General features: G+C 51.6%; 20 protein-coding genes. 17 read left to right on the plus strand and 3 right to left on the minus strand.

Annotated elements, in window-relative coordinates:
• Window positions 1–245: 245 nt before the first annotated feature.
• The gene (locus VMS83_RS07835) at window positions 246–1,211 is read left to right on the plus strand and encodes a phosphatase PAP2 family protein (RefSeq protein ID WP_325411532.1); all 966 of its coding nucleotides are present in this window, start codon (window positions 246–248) and stop codon (window positions 1,209–1,211) included.
• A gap of 8 nt (window positions 1,212–1,219) precedes the next feature.
• Here the strand turns inward: VMS83_RS07835 and speB are convergent, their stop codons facing one another.
• Entirely contained in the window at window positions 1,220–2,194 is a 975-nt protein-coding gene (gene speB / locus VMS83_RS07840) for an agmatinase (protein ID WP_325411534.1), read from the minus strand.
• Window positions 2,195–2,248: 54 nt separating this feature from the next.
• Between speB and VMS83_RS07845 the strand changes: the two genes are divergently transcribed.
• The gene (locus VMS83_RS07845; RefSeq protein WP_325411536.1) at window positions 2,249–2,392 is read left to right on the plus strand and encodes a hypothetical protein; all 144 of its coding nucleotides are present in this window, start codon (window positions 2,249–2,251) and stop codon (window positions 2,390–2,392) included.
• 92 nt (window positions 2,393–2,484) lie between these two features.
• Entirely contained in the window at window positions 2,485–2,676 is a 192-nt protein-coding gene (locus tag VMS83_RS07850) for a hypothetical protein (protein ID WP_325411538.1), read from the plus strand.
• Window positions 2,677–2,949: 273 nt separating this feature from the next.
• Here VMS83_RS07850 and VMS83_RS07855 read toward each other — a convergent pair whose 3' ends face one another.
• Window positions 2,950–3,114 (minus strand): hypothetical protein, encoded by a 165-nt coding sequence (locus tag VMS83_RS07855; protein ID WP_325411540.1) that lies wholly within the window; start codon window positions 3,112–3,114, stop codon window positions 2,950–2,952.
• Window positions 3,115–3,427: 313 nt separating this feature from the next.
• On the opposite strand from VMS83_RS07855, the gene VMS83_RS07860 reads away from it, so the two are divergent.
• The 14 genes from VMS83_RS07860 to VMS83_RS07925 all read left to right on the plus strand — a co-directional run bounded on the left by VMS83_RS07860 (window position 3,428) and on the right by VMS83_RS07925 (window position 15,563).
• Entirely contained in the window at window positions 3,428–3,664 is a 237-nt protein-coding gene (locus VMS83_RS07860) for a hypothetical protein (protein WP_325411543.1), read from the plus strand.
• Between the two features lie 183 nt (window positions 3,665–3,847).
• Entirely contained in the window at window positions 3,848–4,360 is a 513-nt protein-coding gene (locus tag VMS83_RS07865) for a hypothetical protein (protein ID WP_325411545.1), read from the plus strand.
• A gap of 111 nt (window positions 4,361–4,471) precedes the next feature.
• On the plus strand, window positions 4,472–5,410 hold the full coding sequence (locus VMS83_RS07870; protein WP_325411547.1) for a PD-(D/E)XK nuclease family protein: 939 nt from the start codon (window positions 4,472–4,474) through the stop codon (window positions 5,408–5,410).
• Window positions 5,400–7,712, plus strand: a complete 2,313-nt coding sequence (locus tag VMS83_RS07875) for a hypothetical protein (protein ID WP_325411549.1) — start codon at window positions 5,400–5,402, stop codon at window positions 7,710–7,712. The genes VMS83_RS07870 and VMS83_RS07875 overlap by 11 nt, the downstream gene beginning before the upstream one ends.
• Window positions 7,713–7,855: 143 nt before the next feature.
• On the plus strand, window positions 7,856–8,299 hold the full coding sequence (locus VMS83_RS07880; RefSeq protein ID WP_325411551.1) for a hypothetical protein: 444 nt from the start codon (window positions 7,856–7,858) through the stop codon (window positions 8,297–8,299).
• Window positions 8,239–9,453, plus strand: coding sequence for a hypothetical protein (locus VMS83_RS07885; RefSeq protein WP_325411553.1), 1,215 nt, complete (start codon window positions 8,239–8,241; stop codon window positions 9,451–9,453). The genes VMS83_RS07880 and VMS83_RS07885 overlap by 61 nt, the downstream gene beginning before the upstream one ends.
• Window positions 9,454–9,645: 192 nt before the next feature.
• Window positions 9,646–10,149 carry a hypothetical protein gene (locus tag VMS83_RS07890; protein WP_325411555.1) on the plus strand — a complete coding sequence of 168 codons (504 nt, stop codon included), beginning with the start codon at window positions 9,646–9,648 and terminating at the stop codon, window positions 10,147–10,149.
• A gap of 10 nt (window positions 10,150–10,159) precedes the next feature.
• Window positions 10,160–10,297 (plus strand): hypothetical protein, encoded by a 138-nt coding sequence (locus tag VMS83_RS07895; RefSeq protein WP_325411556.1) that lies wholly within the window; start codon window positions 10,160–10,162, stop codon window positions 10,295–10,297.
• A gap of 131 nt (window positions 10,298–10,428) precedes the next feature.
• Entirely contained in the window at window positions 10,429–10,566 is a 138-nt protein-coding gene (locus VMS83_RS07900; RefSeq protein WP_325411559.1) for a hypothetical protein, read from the plus strand.
• Between the two features lie 136 nt (window positions 10,567–10,702).
• Window positions 10,703–11,356, plus strand: coding sequence for a tetratricopeptide repeat protein (locus VMS83_RS07905; RefSeq protein WP_325411561.1), 654 nt, complete (start codon window positions 10,703–10,705; stop codon window positions 11,354–11,356).
• Window positions 11,357–11,489: 133 nt separating this feature from the next.
• Entirely contained in the window at window positions 11,490–12,086 is a 597-nt protein-coding gene (locus VMS83_RS07910; protein WP_325411563.1) for a hypothetical protein, read from the plus strand.
• 181 nt (window positions 12,087–12,267) lie between these two features.
• A complete protein-coding gene (locus tag VMS83_RS07915; protein WP_325411565.1) occupies window positions 12,268–13,683 on the plus strand; it encodes an MFS transporter in 1,416 nt (471 codons plus the stop codon).
• Window positions 13,684–13,722: 39 nt separating this feature from the next.
• Entirely contained in the window at window positions 13,723–14,433 is a 711-nt protein-coding gene (locus tag VMS83_RS07920; RefSeq protein ID WP_325411566.1) for an NAD(P)H-dependent oxidoreductase, read from the plus strand.
• 212 nt (window positions 14,434–14,645) lie between these two features.
• A complete protein-coding gene (locus VMS83_RS07925) occupies window positions 14,646–15,563 on the plus strand; it encodes an AEC family transporter (RefSeq protein WP_325411568.1) in 918 nt (305 codons plus the stop codon).
• 94 nt (window positions 15,564–15,657) lie between these two features.
• Here VMS83_RS07925 and VMS83_RS07930 read toward each other — a convergent pair whose 3' ends face one another.
• On the minus strand, window positions 15,658–16,284 hold the full coding sequence (locus VMS83_RS07930) for a hypothetical protein (protein ID WP_325411570.1): 627 nt from the start codon (window positions 16,282–16,284) through the stop codon (window positions 15,658–15,660).
• Between the last annotated feature and the right edge of the window lie 24 nt (window positions 16,285–16,308).

The raw sequence follows: 16,308 nt of genomic DNA on the forward strand, positions 1-16,308 counted from the left end.
CACGGTCCCGGCGGATAACCGGAATGTGCCGGTTGGTGCGGCATGGGTCTGGCAGTACGTGTTCCGCAGCCCGTGAGCCGGGCAACCGTCCCCGGGCGTTCCCTTCCCCTGCCGGAGGTCCCGCGGCGACGGACACTCTTATCTCCTTTCCTGAAGATATCAAAAAACAGGAGTATACCCCTCGTGATGCCCGCCCTGTATGTACCGGCCCGGCAGGAATGTCCCGGGGAGGCAGGTGAGCGGTGATGGCCCTCGTGCTCTTCGATCCCGGCACCATTGTCGCGCTCCAGCACCTCTCGCCCCTGCTCACCGACCTGCTTGCCGCGGGAAAAGACCTGGATTCCCTGCCGGTCTATCTGGTGGTCCTTGTCCTGTTCTACCTGGGTTTCTCGCCCAAGCACGGGATCCGGCTTGCGGTGGTGTTCGGCATCGCCGGCGGGGTGGATGAGGCCCTCAAGCTCTTCTTCCACCTCCCCCGCCCGTACTGGGTGTCCTCCGCGGTGAAGGCGTACTACTCCCTTCCCTCGTTTGGCTTTCCCTCGGGAGGTGCCATGTGCAGCACGGTGCTGTACGGGTATATTGCCGCGGTTGTCCGGCGCTTTTGGGTGGTCGTTGCCTGTATTGTCCTTGCGGCCCTGACCATGCTTGCCCGGATCTTTGCCGGCGTCCATTTTGTCACCGATGTTGTTGGCGGCTTTCTCCTCGGGGCCCTGTTCCTTGTCCTCGCGTTTACCGTCTCCCCCCGGATCGAGGCCTTCGGTGCCCGGCTCCGGCCCCCGGCCCGGATCCTCGGGATCCTCCTTCTCTCGGCGCTGCCGCTCATCATAGCCCTCCCCGCGTACTGCTCCCTTGCCGGATGGCAGGTGCCCGCGGACTGGGTGGCAACGGCGCTCGCCCAGACCGGCGCCACCATCAGCCCGGTCCAGATCCCGGGTGCGTGGGAGGCGAGCGGCTTTGTGCTCGGGGGCCTGCTGGGATACGAGTACCTGCGGAGCCTCGGGGGCTGGGAGCCGCCCGAGCGGATCCTTCCCCGGATCGCGGTAGCCCTGTCCGGGGTGGTCTCGACCCTGCTGCTCTTTATGCTCGCGATAGCGGTCCTTACCCTTCCTGCAATCCCGCAGGCCGCAGCGCTCTTTGTCTCCGCGGTGCTCACCGGTCTCTGGTTTACGGCCTGCGTCCCGCTCGCGGCCCGGCGCTGGATTCACCGGTAAAAAAAGTTTCAGCCCGTCCTCTTTTCCCGGGCACCGGCCGCGAGGCAGAGGATCTCGAAGAGGATGGTGGCCCCGGCAAGGGCAGTGATCCCTGCATGGTCGTAGGGCGGGGAGACCTCGACAAGGTCGCCGCCGATAATATCCAGCCCCCGCATGCCCCGGAGGACCTGGAGGGCCTCAAAGGTGGACATGCCGCCGGCCACCGGGGTCCCGGTGCCGGGGGCAAAGGCCGGGTCCAGGCAGTCGATGTCAAAGGAGAGGTACACCGGGCGTTTGCCGGCACGTTTCCGGATCTCTTTTATTACGCCCTTCCAGCCCAGCTCGTAGAACTCTTCGATGTGCACGACCCTCATGCCGCTCTCGTAGGAGAAGTCCCAGAGGGGCTCGCTCGATCCCCGGATCCCGATCTGGATGGAGTGTTTCGGGTCCACAAGGCCAGCCTCCACTGCGTTCTTCATCGGGGAGCCATGCGCACACCCGCACCCGTGGATGGGCGGGGCGGTGTCGCAGTGGGAGTCGAAGTGGACCAGGCAGACCTTCTCTTTTGGCGCGAGTCCTTTGAGGATCGGGTAGGTGATGGAATGATCCCCTCCTGCGGTGATGGGGGTGACCCCGGCAGCGGCAACGCCGTGGTAACAGGCGGCGATATCGTCCAGCGCCTCCTCGATCCGGTACACCGAGCGGAAGGGCACGTCCCCGGCATCGGCGATCCGGTGGGCAACGCAGGGCGAGGACCGGGTGCAGTGGTTGAAAATACCCACGCTCCGGGACTGGTTGCGCAGTTCCCGCGGGCCCATCCGGGTCCCGCTCCGGTCGGTGACACCGAGATCGAGAGGTACGCCGATGAGCGCGATGTCGAGGTTGTCGAGCGATTCGGTGTACGGGAGGCCAAAGAACGTGGCAATCCCACGGTACGGGTTGTCCACCATCTCTTTTGTGAAAGTCCTGCACTGCGCTGCCATCTTTTCGAGGTCGTTATCCATGTCTGCTGCCTCCGGGCCGGGATGTACTATAGGAATACCGGGGTGTGCAGGTATATGAAACCCGCCGGAACGGGTACCCCGGCCACGACCGCATCCGCACCGGCTGCGGGAACAACCGCGTCACCCCTGGGGACCGAAGTCGTGGTCCTTACCGCCTGTGGGGCAGGTGCACTGGCAGTGTTCCGGAAGAGGTCGTAAGGAAAGGGACGCGGGATATCCCATCCCTGGCCCCTTCACTTTCACACCCCCCATACCCAAAGGGTTTCTTATCCCCTGTTGTTCCGGTATGCATGGCAGAAGTGAAGTACTGGTGCAGCGACCAGTCCAGGACCGACGGGCATCTCCGGCCCGGTCAGGGTTCGGTACTGCTGCGGTGCATGAAAGACGAGTGCGAGCTGTGGGACGGTGACCTGAACTGTCCAGCCCTGAGCCTGAGCGTGCGGCTGGGCGGGAAGAACGTGGTCTGTTATTCGAATGAGTGAGGGGGGGTGGCCCGAACTTTTTAAAAAATTCTCAGCTGCCGGGTTGTTCTTTTTCCAGAATCTTCCGCTCATGACCCGTACATTTTTCAAAATCCTCAGCAGCCGAGTCACTCTTTTTTCAGAATCTTTCGCTCATGATCCGTACATTTTTCAAAATCCTCAGCAACCAAGGCGCTCTTTTTCCAGAATCTTTCGCTCATGACCCGAACATTTTTGAAAATTTTTCACTCCCGGCCCGGACTTTTTTTGGCGTGAACGGTTCTTGGATCGTGCCTACCGTCGGAAGAATGTGATGATTATTCGTGGGTATGGGTCTTCCGGCCTGGCAACGATCCCGTTCATTTTTGAAAATCCTCCGCTGCTGTATCGATCATTTTCCGGAATCCTCAGCTCGCGACCCGTAAATTTTTCAAAATCCTCAGCTGTCAGCTCGATCATTTTCCGGAATCCTCAGCTCATGACCCGTTCATTTTTGAAAATCTTCCGCTGCTGCATCGATCATTTTCCAGAAATCTTCCGTTGACCCCCGGCCATCCGTTTTGCGGCACCTCCCCTTCCCGCTCAAAAATCCGGGCCATTATAGCCTGCTTTTAGGCCGGCCGTGCCGCGTACCCTACCGGGTGCCCGGAACGGGTGTTTTCCTGCCGGAATCCGGGCTCATATCAGCCCCCGATTCCCCCAATAACTACCAAATTTTTCGAATCTACCGGGAAGCATTTAACCTGCAATGTTCTCTATAAAATAATCAAAAATGAGCCTGGATTTCTGCACACGGGTAACGAGGAAGATCGCGAAGATCGGGTATCCCAGAAAGGTTGCCTGCCGCATCGCGAAGTTCTGCTACCTGTCCATGACGCTCGTGTGCGGGCTCTTCGGGCTCTTTGAGAGAGTGAAAGCACCGATCTATCAGATCACCGGTTTTGGGATGTATGCTGCGGGAACCCGGACCGGGAACGTTTCACCCGCCTTTTCTCTAATACTCCGTTGACCGCCGGTCCGGGCGTCATTGGTACATCATCAACTGACAGCGTATGCCAGAGCTGGTCGCGTGTTATACCGCTCTTGCATGCCGGGATCGTCCTGTACCGGGCCGGCGTTGTTTTCCGTTTGCCATTCCCTTGCGAATACCCCGGCCCGGGGTCATGGGCGAAATCCAAAAAGGAGGAAGAACATGATTCAGACAGCGACCGTACAGGACGTGATTACTCCGGGTGGGATCGCATCCGGTGCCCTGTACCGCAACCGGATTAACCCCTGCGAAACAGTTGCAGGTGAGACAAATCTCATCCTCCGGACCGGAAAAGGAGGTGGACTGACCCTTGGCCCGGAGAACTACACCCGGTGCAACGCGATTATCATCGACGCGATGCGCATCCTGGAATGCCTCGGGTACCAGCCGGTACTCGTGAGGAAGTCAAGGATCCCGCTCGACCTTGTCGGGCTCCGGGCAGACGGGGCACTCATCATCGAAGTGGCCCGCTCCCGCACGGCCCTGCCAAACGCCCGCCAGGTTGTCCTGCACTGCAGGAAGGAGATGGATTACCTCAGTGAGATGAAGTCCTCCTCTCAAGTCAGGAAGATGCTCTGGGTCTATTCGCCCCAGTGCCGGTGGAGGTTCTATGATGTGTTCCCCGGCGGTGTCTGGCTCGCAAAGGAGATGATGGAGGGAGATGAGGGGAAGTGATAATTTTTTTTCGAACAGTGGGTTCAATTATCCCGTGGGGGTTGCTTTTTTGGATATTTTTAGAATTTGAAGCGATCACCCAAACCGAACATTTAAAACGATTCGTAGTAAATGAAGATCAATAATAATATAAAAATTGAAATAATTATGAGATGGTCCATTTCAGCACATAATACATTTCGACGATGTCAAAGGCAATTTTTCTTTGGAAATATTATGGCCTCACATAATGCCAAAGATCCTTTAAGACGAGAGGCATTTATTCTAAAACAATTAAAACATCTACCTGTATGGCGAGGTACTCTTGTTCATGAATGTTTAAGCGACTTTTTTGTACCTTCTATAAAAACGGATTTAATCAGTAAAAATGATTTAACGAAAATTACACTAGAGCGTGTAGATCAGCAATTTTTATTTTCGAAAAACCGCCTGTACCGTAAAGGCTCTTCAAAATCTTCATGTGGCTCACATTATTGTGCTCTTTATGAGCATGAATTGGGGTTGAATATAGATGATAGTCGGATAAATTTGTTAAAACATGAAATTTCCCAGTGTTTTGAGTATTTATATGGGAATGCAGACTTTATAAATAAATTAAAAAATTGTGCCTCCCTAACCAATGAGATTAATTTACCTTTTAAAATGGATGAAACGACAATAGCGGCAAAACTGGATTTGACATTTATTGATAATACGCATTTAAATATTGTTGATTGGAAAATTGGAGCAAGTGATACATCAGATTACTCTAAACAGCTATTTGTTTATGCATTAGCGGCCACTCACAAAATTGGACGAAGAATCGATCAAATAAAACTATTTGAAGTAAATTTATTGAAAAAACAGATTATTGAGCATGCAGTTGACCAAGATAAACTCCAAAATACAGAAGATTTTATTTATAAAAGCATTTCAGATATTAGATCAGTAACTCATGATCAAAAATATGAAAATTTGAATGTTAGTGATTTTGAAACTGCCAAAAATTCTAAGAATTGTGAATTTTGTAATTATCAAAGTCTTTGTGTGAGGATGTCAAATGAAAAATAATTGCACAAATTTGTTTGAAATCAAAAATATCAAACAACTTGTATTTGATTACAAACTATTAGAGATAAAAGGTCTTCCACAAGGTGAAGATTTTGAGAAGAATATTGGGATATTAAAACAAAAATTGGCTTTTGAATTGCGGAAACCAGTTGCTCTTCAAGTGAAAGACGGAAAATATTTTATCGCAATACCATTTAATTCAGAGAATCCAGAATTAGAGCAACAATTGGTTCCGCATATAATTACTTTAATACCAGAGAATATTCGATATCCATTAAAATTGGAGAATTCAACGTCAAATGAAATTTCAATTATTGTCTCATTTTTGGAATATCAAATTAAATCCACTCTTTGGAATAATTCAAATCTTTGGCAACCGCTCCCTGGAAAAACATATTATTGGAAAAACCCCAAAAATGTTGATGAACCTAACCGAGAAATTGATATTTTTGGTGGATTCAGCTATAATGTCATAATTTGTAATCAGAGGGCATTTTTCTCATTAGATTTGGCAACAAAGTATTTAGATAGAAAATTTCTCACAGAATACCTTGATAATTCTTCAATTCATCGTTTTTTACATAAAAACTTTATTTATCAATATGGGGAACGGTGGTACCAGATTACGCTGTCTGGTGATCCAAAACGAAGCATAAAAGAACATAAATTCGTCGATAAAAAGACAAATGAGACAATTGATGTATATACCTATATCCAAAAAAATGTTCAATCAAAAACGGACCTAATAAAAAACTTAGACCCCAACAGTCCGGCAATTTTATATTATCAAAAGGGGAAAGCAACGAATATGTCTGCTGCAGCAGCCTTATGCAAGCGGATATATAATACAGAAGATCCACGAATAAAACCCCTCCATTATCGTTCAATCCAAAACCCCACTCAAAGATTCAATGAAATTATTACGGACATTAAAACAATTTTTAGAAATTCGAGATATTTGGATATTCCATTAGAGATTAGTGAAAAACCACTAGCTATTCAAACAGTTAATTTTCAGATTCCAGATCAATTATTCGGCAATGGTTATTTGATTCACACGAAAAAACAAAATGAAGTCAATGGAATCTCCATAAATAATTTAGGAAAAGAACGCTTAAATGCTCTCCAAACGCCAAATATTAGAATTTACTCTGATTTTCCTTTTGATCCGCAATATCTGTTTGTCCCTTCTACACTACCAAGAGTAATAAGTGACGATTTTAAAGATCAGATCACTCAAACAATTCAAAAATTTTCAAAATATCAATACACACCTCAACGGATTGTTTACGATTGTTCAAAGGCAAAGAGTCTAAAAACGCAAATCGATTCTATTAAAAATTCAATTGGGACAAATTCCATTAAAAGAGGATATGTCTTACTTGTTTTACCAAATAATGCAGATGTAAATCTACATAATTTCTTGAAAAAGGAGTTGTGGCCAAATTATCAATTCCAATGTGCAATGGCTCATAAACTCTCAAGTTATTACGAAGAATATCATGAGGGTGGAGAGACGAAATTCCGCGTAAAAAATTACACACAGCATAATTATCAATCTTACTTAAGAAATATCGCATTAGGAATGCTAATTGTCAATCACAAATGGCCTTGGGTACTGGAGAAATCACTTAATTATGATGCTCATATAGGAATTGACGTCTCTAATTCAATTGCAGGGGTCTCGTTTATTTACAATGATGCAAAAAAATGTGTGTTCAGAAGTTATCCCTCTCGAAGAAAAGAAAAATTGCAATCATCACACATTAAGACCATCGTTTACGAAGGGATCAAGGATGATATTGTCAATTCAAATTTAACATTAAAATCTATTGTATTACAGAGAGATGGAAAAATATTCTTGGAAGAAAGAAAAGGTTTCGAAGAGGCCATTGCCAAATTGAAACATGAAAACATTATCGATAAGGATGCTAAATCCTGTATCGTTGAAATTCGAAAGAAAACTTCCAAAGGTATACGTATTGTTAGCTCCGATGATTCAGGAAAATTCGAAAATCCAATTGTTGGAACATATTTTATCTTAGGCTCTGATGAGGCATTTATTTGTACGACGGGGGTTCCCTTTCTCTCGCAGGGAACTGTAAGGCCGTTATATGTCGTAAAAACATCGGATGATCTTGATTTGACTAAAATATCTGAAGATATCTTTTCGCTCTCACAACTTATTTGGGCAGCCCCGGATAGATGTGGAAGACTCCCGATTGCGATCAAATTGATCGATGATTTTCTAAAACCCATCTCAAGCGAATCTGATGAAGATGAGGCAAGGTACGGGGATTGATGATCCATTCCGTAATGGATGAAATGTTAAAGTTGTTCTGAGATCATCTATATACAAATGAGAATCAAATTGTACTGATTGGTAGCAGGGTTACAATTAAATATAATAAAAGAAACTCAATAAATTAAAACAAATGGTGCGGTATGAGCAATTTGGGTGTTTTCTCTCATAGATACAGTTCAATCTCTAATTTATCGAGAGAGATAAACGATGCTGCGATAATCATCAAAAAAGCTCATTACAACTTGGCCGGAAACAAAGAGATTTCTCCTCCGCAATTAGCGGAGAGTAAGAAAAATTTAACTAATATTTTTATAGCCTTGATAAAGGATATTCAACCTGACATTCATGAGTTTGATTCGGATCTCAAAAAATCAATTCAATTGCCAATTTCCTTTGTTGATCATGTGAAAAATTCCAATAAAGGAGATATGGTCTACTTCATTGACGATATGAAAAAAATGATTAATCATTTAGAGAACAATCGAAAATTATCAATTCAGGATTTGAAAATATTAGATAAGATGTGCTCTATAATGGACGAGGAAACTTCGGCCTCATTCAGAAAATTTTGGCGAAAAAGATAAGCATGGACTCTTTTTTTCCACCATTGGTCATTGAATTACATAATCGGTGTGAAAAAATTATTCAATTATTGAACAGTCTTTCTCTACCGCAGGATATAGCACCAAATTTATCCAATACAATACAAAATGCCATCAAGATAAAGACAGATTTAGAGTCCATCTTAAATGATCCCGATTTTGGGGCACCGGAATTACTATTAAACCAAATTACCAGTTATAAAAGGTGCTATGAATCATATAGTTTTATCGAGAATATGCTGTTACCGATTTTATTGCGATATTCCGGAAAAGATAGATTCTTCCACGCATTTCTAAAACGTTCATTATCTCAAATCAATTACAATATTGACGTTCCATTAATTTCTGCAGCAAGCACAAATTATTACGAAGTATATGCAGATAAAAATCCATTATTGTCATCATTTTATGTTCCAATTGTTGATGATATGTTTTTATTGAATTTGCCTGATCTTTTTCACGAGATTGGACATCTTATTTATCTGCACAATGAAAACAAAATGTCAGATGAATTCATAGTAACTTTAAACAAATATATCTCCGATGAAAAAAAGAGGATAAATGATCAGATACGACCATTTGATAAAAATTTTTATGAAACTCTTGAGGAACTATGGAAAGACTGTTGGATAAAAGAGCATGCTGCAAACATGATAGCTACCTATTGTTTAGGGCCATCGTTTGCATGGCAATGCCTTCGGATCTGTACAAATACAGGCGAAGATGTATATGTTCCAGCAGAAATTGAGATTGACCCCATAGATCATCCATCATTTGAATCTCAAATTCAGGGAATTCTCGAAATTTTGAAAATAATGGGTATGTGCTCTGAAGTTTCGAATTTGCAAGAAAAATGGGAGCATTACAAATTGATCTGTCTTTTTGCAAAACCCACTGAACATGATCATTGTTATCCCGACCATCTGATGAAGGAACTAGCTAATAATGTATTTAGAGGATGTAAAAAAATTGGATTAACTCCGTACACCTCTCAAAAATTAAATGAGGATGCAATCAACATTCCCTTGGCGCTTAACGAGTCATGGAAATTATTTCAGAGAGATCCCAAAAGCTATCTAATTTGGGAAGAGATGGAAGTAAAAAAGATCAAATTTTACCTGTGTGAAAAATCCTAATTTTGTTGTTCTACTTCCAATTTCATCATTATTTTCCTCTTTTTGCACACCAAACGCCCCCAATCCCCAAACCGGCCATAACAGGAGCCCGGATTGCAACCCCCTGCTTACCCGTAATACCCCATATGGTCCACAGGTATGTGTCAAAGGGGCCCCCGAGACAGGAAAGAAAAAGAAAGGAGATGAGAGAAAATGGCAGACTTCCAGAATGGAACTACCACCAAGACCGCCTTCCGCAATCTGACAAACCCGATTGAGGACGCGACGACCTTCAACGCGATCGTCCAGGCAGTTGTTGTATCGAATCCCTTCGGATGTGTGTCCTACATATCCGGAGGTGTCACCCACCCCGGTGTGGAGAAGACCCGCGAGGCTTACACCGCGAAGATCCTGTACCAGGACAACGAGGCAAAGGTTGTCGGGTACCTGACCGACCGGTACAGCAGCCTGACCGATTTCACCGCCGGCACCGCAGCACTGCTCGCTGCCGGTTCGGTCACCGCTGCACACGGCGGGATCCCGGCCCGGGACTTCGACAAGGAAACCTACTCGGCCACCCTCAAGTGCCATGACCCCAACGGTGAGATCTACCTTCTCCACTTCAACAGGAACCGGATCATCATCTCGTCCTACACGGACGAAGCGATCCGGGAGAGGATCGAGACCTGGGCCGACACCGAGACGGCCCTTGCCTGAGGTGAACCTCATGGACAACGAGCTCATCCTGGTCGGGGCCTTCCTTGGCACCGGCCTGCTCGCCTACGTGATCGTTCCCGGGCTCCTCGTGATGTGGGACCGGGTGCTCGACCACATGGAAGAGTCCGCAGGAGAGAGAAAAGGATAAATGAACAAGGACAGGGGGAACTTCCCCCTGCCTTCCTGTTTTTTGGGATTTTACCCTGGTTCAGGGATATTTTTAAGATAAAATAAAGAGTAATAGAACCAGTCACAGGCGTAATAAGAGGTTTTCTGAAAATGCCAACCAGTAAGAAACAGTTAACGAAGCTGAACCAGGTAAAGAAGGTCAAGGCAGAAGAACTCGCAAAGCAGGCAGCAGCCGGCAGCGAGAGCGCGAAAAAGAAGCTCAAGAAACTTGAGAAAAAGATCAAGTAATCCTTCTTTTTTCGTTTCCGGCTCTTTTATTCACTGCGGGACTTTGCACCCGAAAAGCATCTGGTTAATTACCCATGAACAGGGAGATGATTGATAGGTACTGCCTTCCCCTCACGGGGGAGTGCACCCGTGAACCATGCAGACGAAATGGATCCTCCTTCTGGCCCTTGCGGTAATCGCCGGGATTGTCGTCATCGTCCCGCTCGTCCTCCCGGGATTAACCCCCGCAGGTATCGTGCAGCAGGGCCAGGCCACGGCGGGAGATGCCTTCATGCTGGTCAACCAGTCCGGGATGGCCCTCTCCCTGTATAACGGTGCCCTGGCCGCGAACCCGGGCGATCCCGTTCTCCTGCAAAAGAAAGCCGAGGCCCTGATCGCGTCCGGGCAGACCGGGGAGGCCGAGCAGATCTACCGGCAGCTGCTCGCCGCAAACCCCCATGACCCGGTTGTCCTTGTCCGGATGGGGGATTTCTCGTACATGGACGGGGATTATCCCGGGGCGATCGCGTATTACGATGCCGCGCTTGCGATCCAGCCAAAGAGCGCACCGACCCTGCTGCGGGACGGGGATGCCAACCTCATGCTCGCCGCCACCCAGTACCAGCAACAGCACGCAGTCTTCCTCGATAACCTGGACGCCTACCGGACAGCGCTGAACGAGTATGCGCAGGCAGAAAAGCTCGACCCCCGGCTCTCTCCCGTGGTCTCGGCCCGGACACTTGTGGCCGACAATTACGAGGCCGGCGGCAATTACCAGGACCTCGTTGCCGCACTCAGAAGGTCCTCGTAAGCGAGCGGCATCCCCGGTATACCTGCTCGTCAGACCCCACCGGTGTACGGGGGCCTTTCATACCCGTTTTTTATTTAATCCGTATTTTAAAATTCACCATACTATTATATTCACTGCGGAATATCCACTACGTATGCCACCAAATCCTCCAGCCCCCCAGGCCGCCCCGCCACGCTTCGCGGGTTTCGTCATCAAGGAATATACAAGCTCCAAGTATGAGGGAACTGATGCGAACGCACTCTGGAACCTCACATATTCGCCTTCTGGCGCTACCTGCAGCTCTCCGTGTGACCGGTCCCTCATCCACCGCTTCGGCCTGAAAGTGGAATACCCGGTAGGGATGGTTGACCCCACTACCTTTCCCCCGTCAGTCTTTGCAGTCCTCTATTCCGGTGACCCGGGTGAAGACGATACCATGGTCCTGCCGCTGGTATCTGCAGCAATGGGGCCGGCTCCCAACACGACTCCTGTCACGTCACAGAAATACAACGCGGAGATGCCTGATGTCAGGAGAGACCACCAGATAGCATTGCAGCAGCGGAATCCAAGACCGGATTTACAGAATTTCTATTACGGGTTCCTGCAGCTCGATTACCATTTCGACGCGTTCTCCTACCAGGCCGGGACCTATACTATTGGAGTGATGCTGGGGTGGGGACCCGTAAAGGCCCAGCCCGACAACTGGACAGATCCCATACTCTGCCAGTGGCAGATCACTCCCCCCACGTAGGTAGCTGCGGCCAAAACTGCACCCGGGAAGACAACACCCATGGGAAGAACGGGGAGCCACAGCTGCCTACCTCACCTCATCAGGGAACGGGCTTCCGCACACACTCCCTCCCGGGAACCGATGGACTGATCACCCGGGACTGCCAACCTGAGAGACCAGTTCATATCCCCACGTGACGACCATGCCCGACACCGCCGTTCCGGCCACGCAGGACACCTTCGCCTTTGCCCACCGCGGGGCCATTCTCCTCATCGTCCTTGTCGGCCAGTTCATGGCCGTGGTGGACAACAATATCGTGGCCATCGCCCTTCCCACTATCACCCGCACCTTCCATGTACCGCTCGGCCAGTCCCAGTGGATCGCAACGGCCTACATCATCACGATCATCGCGACCGTCCTCATCTTCGGCACGCTCTCGCCGGCGCTCGGGAAGACCCGGCTCTTCCTTTTCGGCCTGGTCCTCTTTACGGCAAGCTCCGCTGCCTGCGGCCTTGCCGGGTCCCTCCCCCTGCTTGTCCTTGCCCGGATTGTCCAGGGGATCGGGGCCGCGATGCTCCTCTCCATCTCCATGGCGATCATCATGCAGGTCTTCCCGCCCCACGAGCGGGGCAAGGCACTCGGGTACGTGACCGCCACCATCGGCCTCGGCCTCATCATCGGGCCGGCGCTCGGCGGGATCCTGGTGGATGCCTTCGGCTGGCCGTTCGTCTTCTTCGTAAACGTCCCCATCGGCATTGCCCTGCTCGTCCCGGCCCTCCACTACCTCCGGCTCGGGGACGGCGGCGGGAGGCTCTCCCTGCCGGACTGGCCCGGGGCCGTGCTCCTCATCGCGCTGATGGCCGGTTTCGCCCTTTTCTTGAACGAGCTCGCAAACCCCCCGGTGAATATCGCCAATCTCGCGGCATACGCAGGCTTCTCCCTTGCAGCCCTTGGCGCGTTCGTGGCCCGGGAGCGAAAGGCTGCCTCCCCGCTTCTTGACCTCTCCATCTTCTCCACCCGCAGGTTCGTGCTCCCCGCCGCAAGCCTGATCTTCTACTTTGTCGCCACCTTCATCCTCCTCATCATCCTCCCGTTCTACTTTGAGGGGGTCATGGGATGGAAGCCCACGCAGGTCGGGTTCATGGCCTTTGTGATGCCGGTAGCCATGATCGCCAGTGCCCCGATCTGCGGCTGGGCATACGATACCTTCCCCTCGAAGAACTACCCGGCCGCGGGTGTCGCGGGGATGGGCGCGGCCTTCCTTGCCTGCGGGTACGGGTTTGGCACGCAGGATGTGCCCCTTATCGTCATCGCCCTCATCCTCGCCGGCCTCTGCCGGTCGGTCTTCCAGGGCCCCAACGTGATCGAGATCATGGGGGCGCTGCCGGCCGAAAAGGCCGGGGTCGCGTCGAGCATCCTTGTCACCCTCCAGGATCTCGGGATCATGCTCGGGATCTCCGCGGCAAGTATCCTTCTGGTCCTTCAGCTCGACCACCTCGGGTATACCGGCGCTATCCTCGATGCCGGGGCAGGGATCCTCCCTCCCCTTGTTGCCAACGCCCTCTATGCCGGCGGGCTCTGCTGCTTTGTGGCAGCCCTCCTCTCGTTCCGGCGGTAGGCGGCAAATCCATATCAGCCCGGCAGTAAAGAGTATTTCATGCCATCTCCCATGGTCGGAAGGAAGTTCGGGGTCGGCGCGATCGCGGCACCGGACCCGGTACGCGTGAAGGGCACCCGGGTGGTCGGGATCTCCGGATCAAGCCGGCAGGAGCCGGGCATGTCCAAGTCGGAACGCCTGCTCCGGCGGGCGCTGGACCAGTGCTCGGCGCTCGGGTGCGAGACACAGTTCATCCGGTTAAAGGACCTGAAAATCTACGAGTGCGAAGGCAACTACTCGGAGAACCCGGAGTATTGCACCTACCCCTGCCAGTCCACCATGAAGTACGAGGACGACGAGATGGACAAGGTGTATGCCGCTGTACTCGACTGCGATATCCTCTTTCTTGCCACCCCCATCCGCTGGAACAACCACTCGGCGCTTGTCCAGAAGTTTGTCGAGCGGATGAACTGCATCGAGAACCAGTACTCGTGGTTCGGCAACCGGATGATCAAGGACAAGGTCGTGGGGCTCATCATCATCGGGCACGTGGACGGCATGCAGCACGTGGCAGGAAACCTCCTCAACTTCTTTGCATGGCTGGGATTCCACAGCCCCGAGGTCTCGATCGCCTCGTGGGTCGGTGAAAACGATGAGGATACGACAAAGGACTGGGCCCAGATAGAAAAGAACCAGTACACGCAGGAAGACCTCGCGGACATGGTGAACTCCTCGCTGCGCCTGGCCTGCAGCCTCAGGCACCAGCCCTGACCACCTCACCCCGGCCTCTCCTTTTTGGTATCCTCCGGCACCTCACGGTATACCGCCCCGGACGATCTGAACTATCCTGCAGGTGCCGGCACCCCCCTTTTCCGGCCTGGTCCGTTCCTAACGTATAAGTCCGCCCCGGGCCAACATTCCTGCCGGACACTCCCCGGCCGGCACCGCCCCGGGCAGGAACCAGTCATCTCGGGATACCGGACATGGAACTTGTCGCCATCATCATCGCCCTTGTCACCCTCTTTATCCTCATCGGCACCGGGTATGCCGCGCGGAAGTACGGCATCCTCAACGGCGACCGCGTCCACCTCATCTCCCACGTGCTCGTGAATGTGGCGCTCCCGGCCCTCTCCATTTCCAGCCTGCAGGTCCCGGAGACGGCAACCACCATGGGCATCGTGGACGTCATGCTCCTCGTAGCCGTGGCGTACTATCTTGCCGCGTTTGTCGTCGGGATCCTCTTCTGCCGGCTGGTCCCCTCCACCGCGGAGGAGAAAGGGGTCTTCCAGTTCATGCTGGTCTTTCCCAACACCATGTTCATGGGGATCCCCGTGGCTCTGGCCGTGCTCGGCCCTTCCTCCCTCTTCTACGTGATCCTCTTCAATGTCCCGTTCTACTTCCTGGTCTTCACGCTGGGGGTCTGGCTGCTTGCCCGGGGCCGGCCCGGGAAGATCGACCTCAAAGTCCTCCTCTCGCCCGGCCTTGTCGCGGCCATCGTGGGGCTGGTCTTTTTCCTGCTGCACTACACGATCCCCGCCCCGGTGGAGTACGGGCTTGACCTGGTCGGTTCGGCCACCACGCCGCTTGCCATGCTCGTGGTGGGGGCGATGCTTGCCACCCTCCCCCTGGAGCGCCTCGCCGGCGACTGGCGGGTATATCTCGTGACCGCGCTCCGGCTCCTCGTTCTCCCGGTTGCAGCGTTCCTCGTGCTCTCGCCGTTTATCGCGGACAAGCTCCTGCTCGGGGTTGCCGTGCTCCTGATCGCGATGCCGGTGGCGGCAAACTCTGTGCTCCTCTCGGAGGAATACAAGGTGGACGCCACGCTCGCCTCGCAGGGAGTCTTTATCTCCACGCTCCTGTGCCTGGCCACGATCCCGCTTCTCGAGCTCCTGCTCTTTTAGGCGTACGGAAAACCGGCAGGTTCCGGATGCGGGATTGCTTTTTTAAAACCTGATGCAGAGTGGCGGGAAAAAAAAGGGTGGGGGATGAATGGTCTTATCCGGACGACTGGGTGGCAGCCGGTACCGGGTGGTGCCACTGCGGGTGAGTGGTAGTGCCCATGATGCCCGGGTGGGCCTCAGCATACGACTTCAGCCATGACATGACGGTTGCGGTATCATTGTTCTGGAGGGCGGTCTGGATCGTGCTGACATCCACTCCCTGGCCCTGCAGTTTTGTGATAAATGCCTGGAGGTGTGCCTGCCGGGTGGTGGCATTCGCCGTTACGGCGTGGCCGGTCTTCTGGCCCGCCCGCGGGGTGAAGCTGCCTTTGTGCGAGGCTGCATAGGACTGCATCCAGGACTTTATGCCCGCAGTATCCTTGTTCTGGATCGCGGCCTGGAGCTGGCTCGTGTCTACTCCCTGGCCCTGCAGTTTCGTGACCATGGCCTGGAGACGTTCCTGCTGGAGCGTGGCGTTTGTGGCAAATGCGTGGCCGTTCTGCGGTGCGGTGCCGTTCCTTGCGAAATGGGGCTGCCCGGTCCCGTGACTGTGCAGCGCGGTCATGTTCCCTGAGGCCCAGGATCCCGGCGAAGCGCTCACCGGGCCGATCCCGATTCCCAGGACAACAAGGGCAAACAGGAGCACGGCAATGCTCCCTGCCAGAGTCTGTGGTGATTTCATGAATGTGATCTCCCCTTGTGTAGA

Source organism: Methanoregula sp. (genome assembly GCF_035543475.1).
In the GTDB taxonomy this organism is placed as follows: Archaea; Halobacteriota; Methanomicrobia; order Methanomicrobiales; family Methanospirillaceae; genus Methanoregula.

Bases quoted from the DNA above. Each gene is read 5' to 3' on its own strand.
- VMS83_RS07835 (WP_325411532.1), top strand. From the start codon at position 246: ATGGCCCTCGTGCTCTTCGATCCCGGCACCATTGTCGCGCTCCAGCAC.
- speB (WP_325411534.1), bottom strand. From the start codon at position 2,194: ATGGATAACGACCTCGAAAAGATGGCAGCGCAGTGCAGGACTTTCACA.
- VMS83_RS07845 (WP_325411536.1), top strand. From the start codon at position 2,249: ATGAAACCCGCCGGAACGGGTACCCCGGCCACGACCGCATCCGCACCG.
- VMS83_RS07850 (WP_325411538.1), top strand. From the start codon at position 2,485: ATGGCAGAAGTGAAGTACTGGTGCAGCGACCAGTCCAGGACCGACGGG.
- VMS83_RS07855 (WP_325411540.1), bottom strand. From the start codon at position 3,114: ATGATCGAGCTGACAGCTGAGGATTTTGAAAAATTTACGGGTCGCGAG.
- VMS83_RS07860 (WP_325411543.1), top strand. From the start codon at position 3,428: ATGAGCCTGGATTTCTGCACACGGGTAACGAGGAAGATCGCGAAGATC.
- VMS83_RS07865 (WP_325411545.1), top strand. From the start codon at position 3,848: ATGATTCAGACAGCGACCGTACAGGACGTGATTACTCCGGGTGGGATC.
- VMS83_RS07870 (WP_325411547.1), top strand. From the start codon at position 4,472: ATGAAGATCAATAATAATATAAAAATTGAAATAATTATGAGATGGTCC.
- VMS83_RS07875 (WP_325411549.1), top strand. From the start codon at position 5,400: ATGAAAAATAATTGCACAAATTTGTTTGAAATCAAAAATATCAAACAA.
- VMS83_RS07880 (WP_325411551.1), top strand. From the start codon at position 7,856: ATGAGCAATTTGGGTGTTTTCTCTCATAGATACAGTTCAATCTCTAAT.
- VMS83_RS07890 (WP_325411555.1), top strand. From the start codon at position 9,646: ATGGCAGACTTCCAGAATGGAACTACCACCAAGACCGCCTTCCGCAAT.
- VMS83_RS07895 (WP_325411556.1), top strand. From the start codon at position 10,160: ATGGACAACGAGCTCATCCTGGTCGGGGCCTTCCTTGGCACCGGCCTG.
- VMS83_RS07900 (WP_325411559.1), top strand. From the start codon at position 10,429: ATGCCAACCAGTAAGAAACAGTTAACGAAGCTGAACCAGGTAAAGAAG.
- VMS83_RS07905 (WP_325411561.1), top strand. From the start codon at position 10,703: ATGCAGACGAAATGGATCCTCCTTCTGGCCCTTGCGGTAATCGCCGGG.
- VMS83_RS07910 (WP_325411563.1), top strand. From the start codon at position 11,490: ATGCCACCAAATCCTCCAGCCCCCCAGGCCGCCCCGCCACGCTTCGCG.
- VMS83_RS07915 (WP_325411565.1), top strand. From the start codon at position 12,268: ATGCCCGACACCGCCGTTCCGGCCACGCAGGACACCTTCGCCTTTGCC.
- VMS83_RS07920 (WP_325411566.1), top strand. From the start codon at position 13,723: ATGCCATCTCCCATGGTCGGAAGGAAGTTCGGGGTCGGCGCGATCGCG.
- VMS83_RS07925 (WP_325411568.1), top strand. From the start codon at position 14,646: ATGGAACTTGTCGCCATCATCATCGCCCTTGTCACCCTCTTTATCCTC.
- VMS83_RS07930 (WP_325411570.1), bottom strand. From the start codon at position 16,284: ATGAAATCACCACAGACTCTGGCAGGGAGCATTGCCGTGCTCCTGTTT.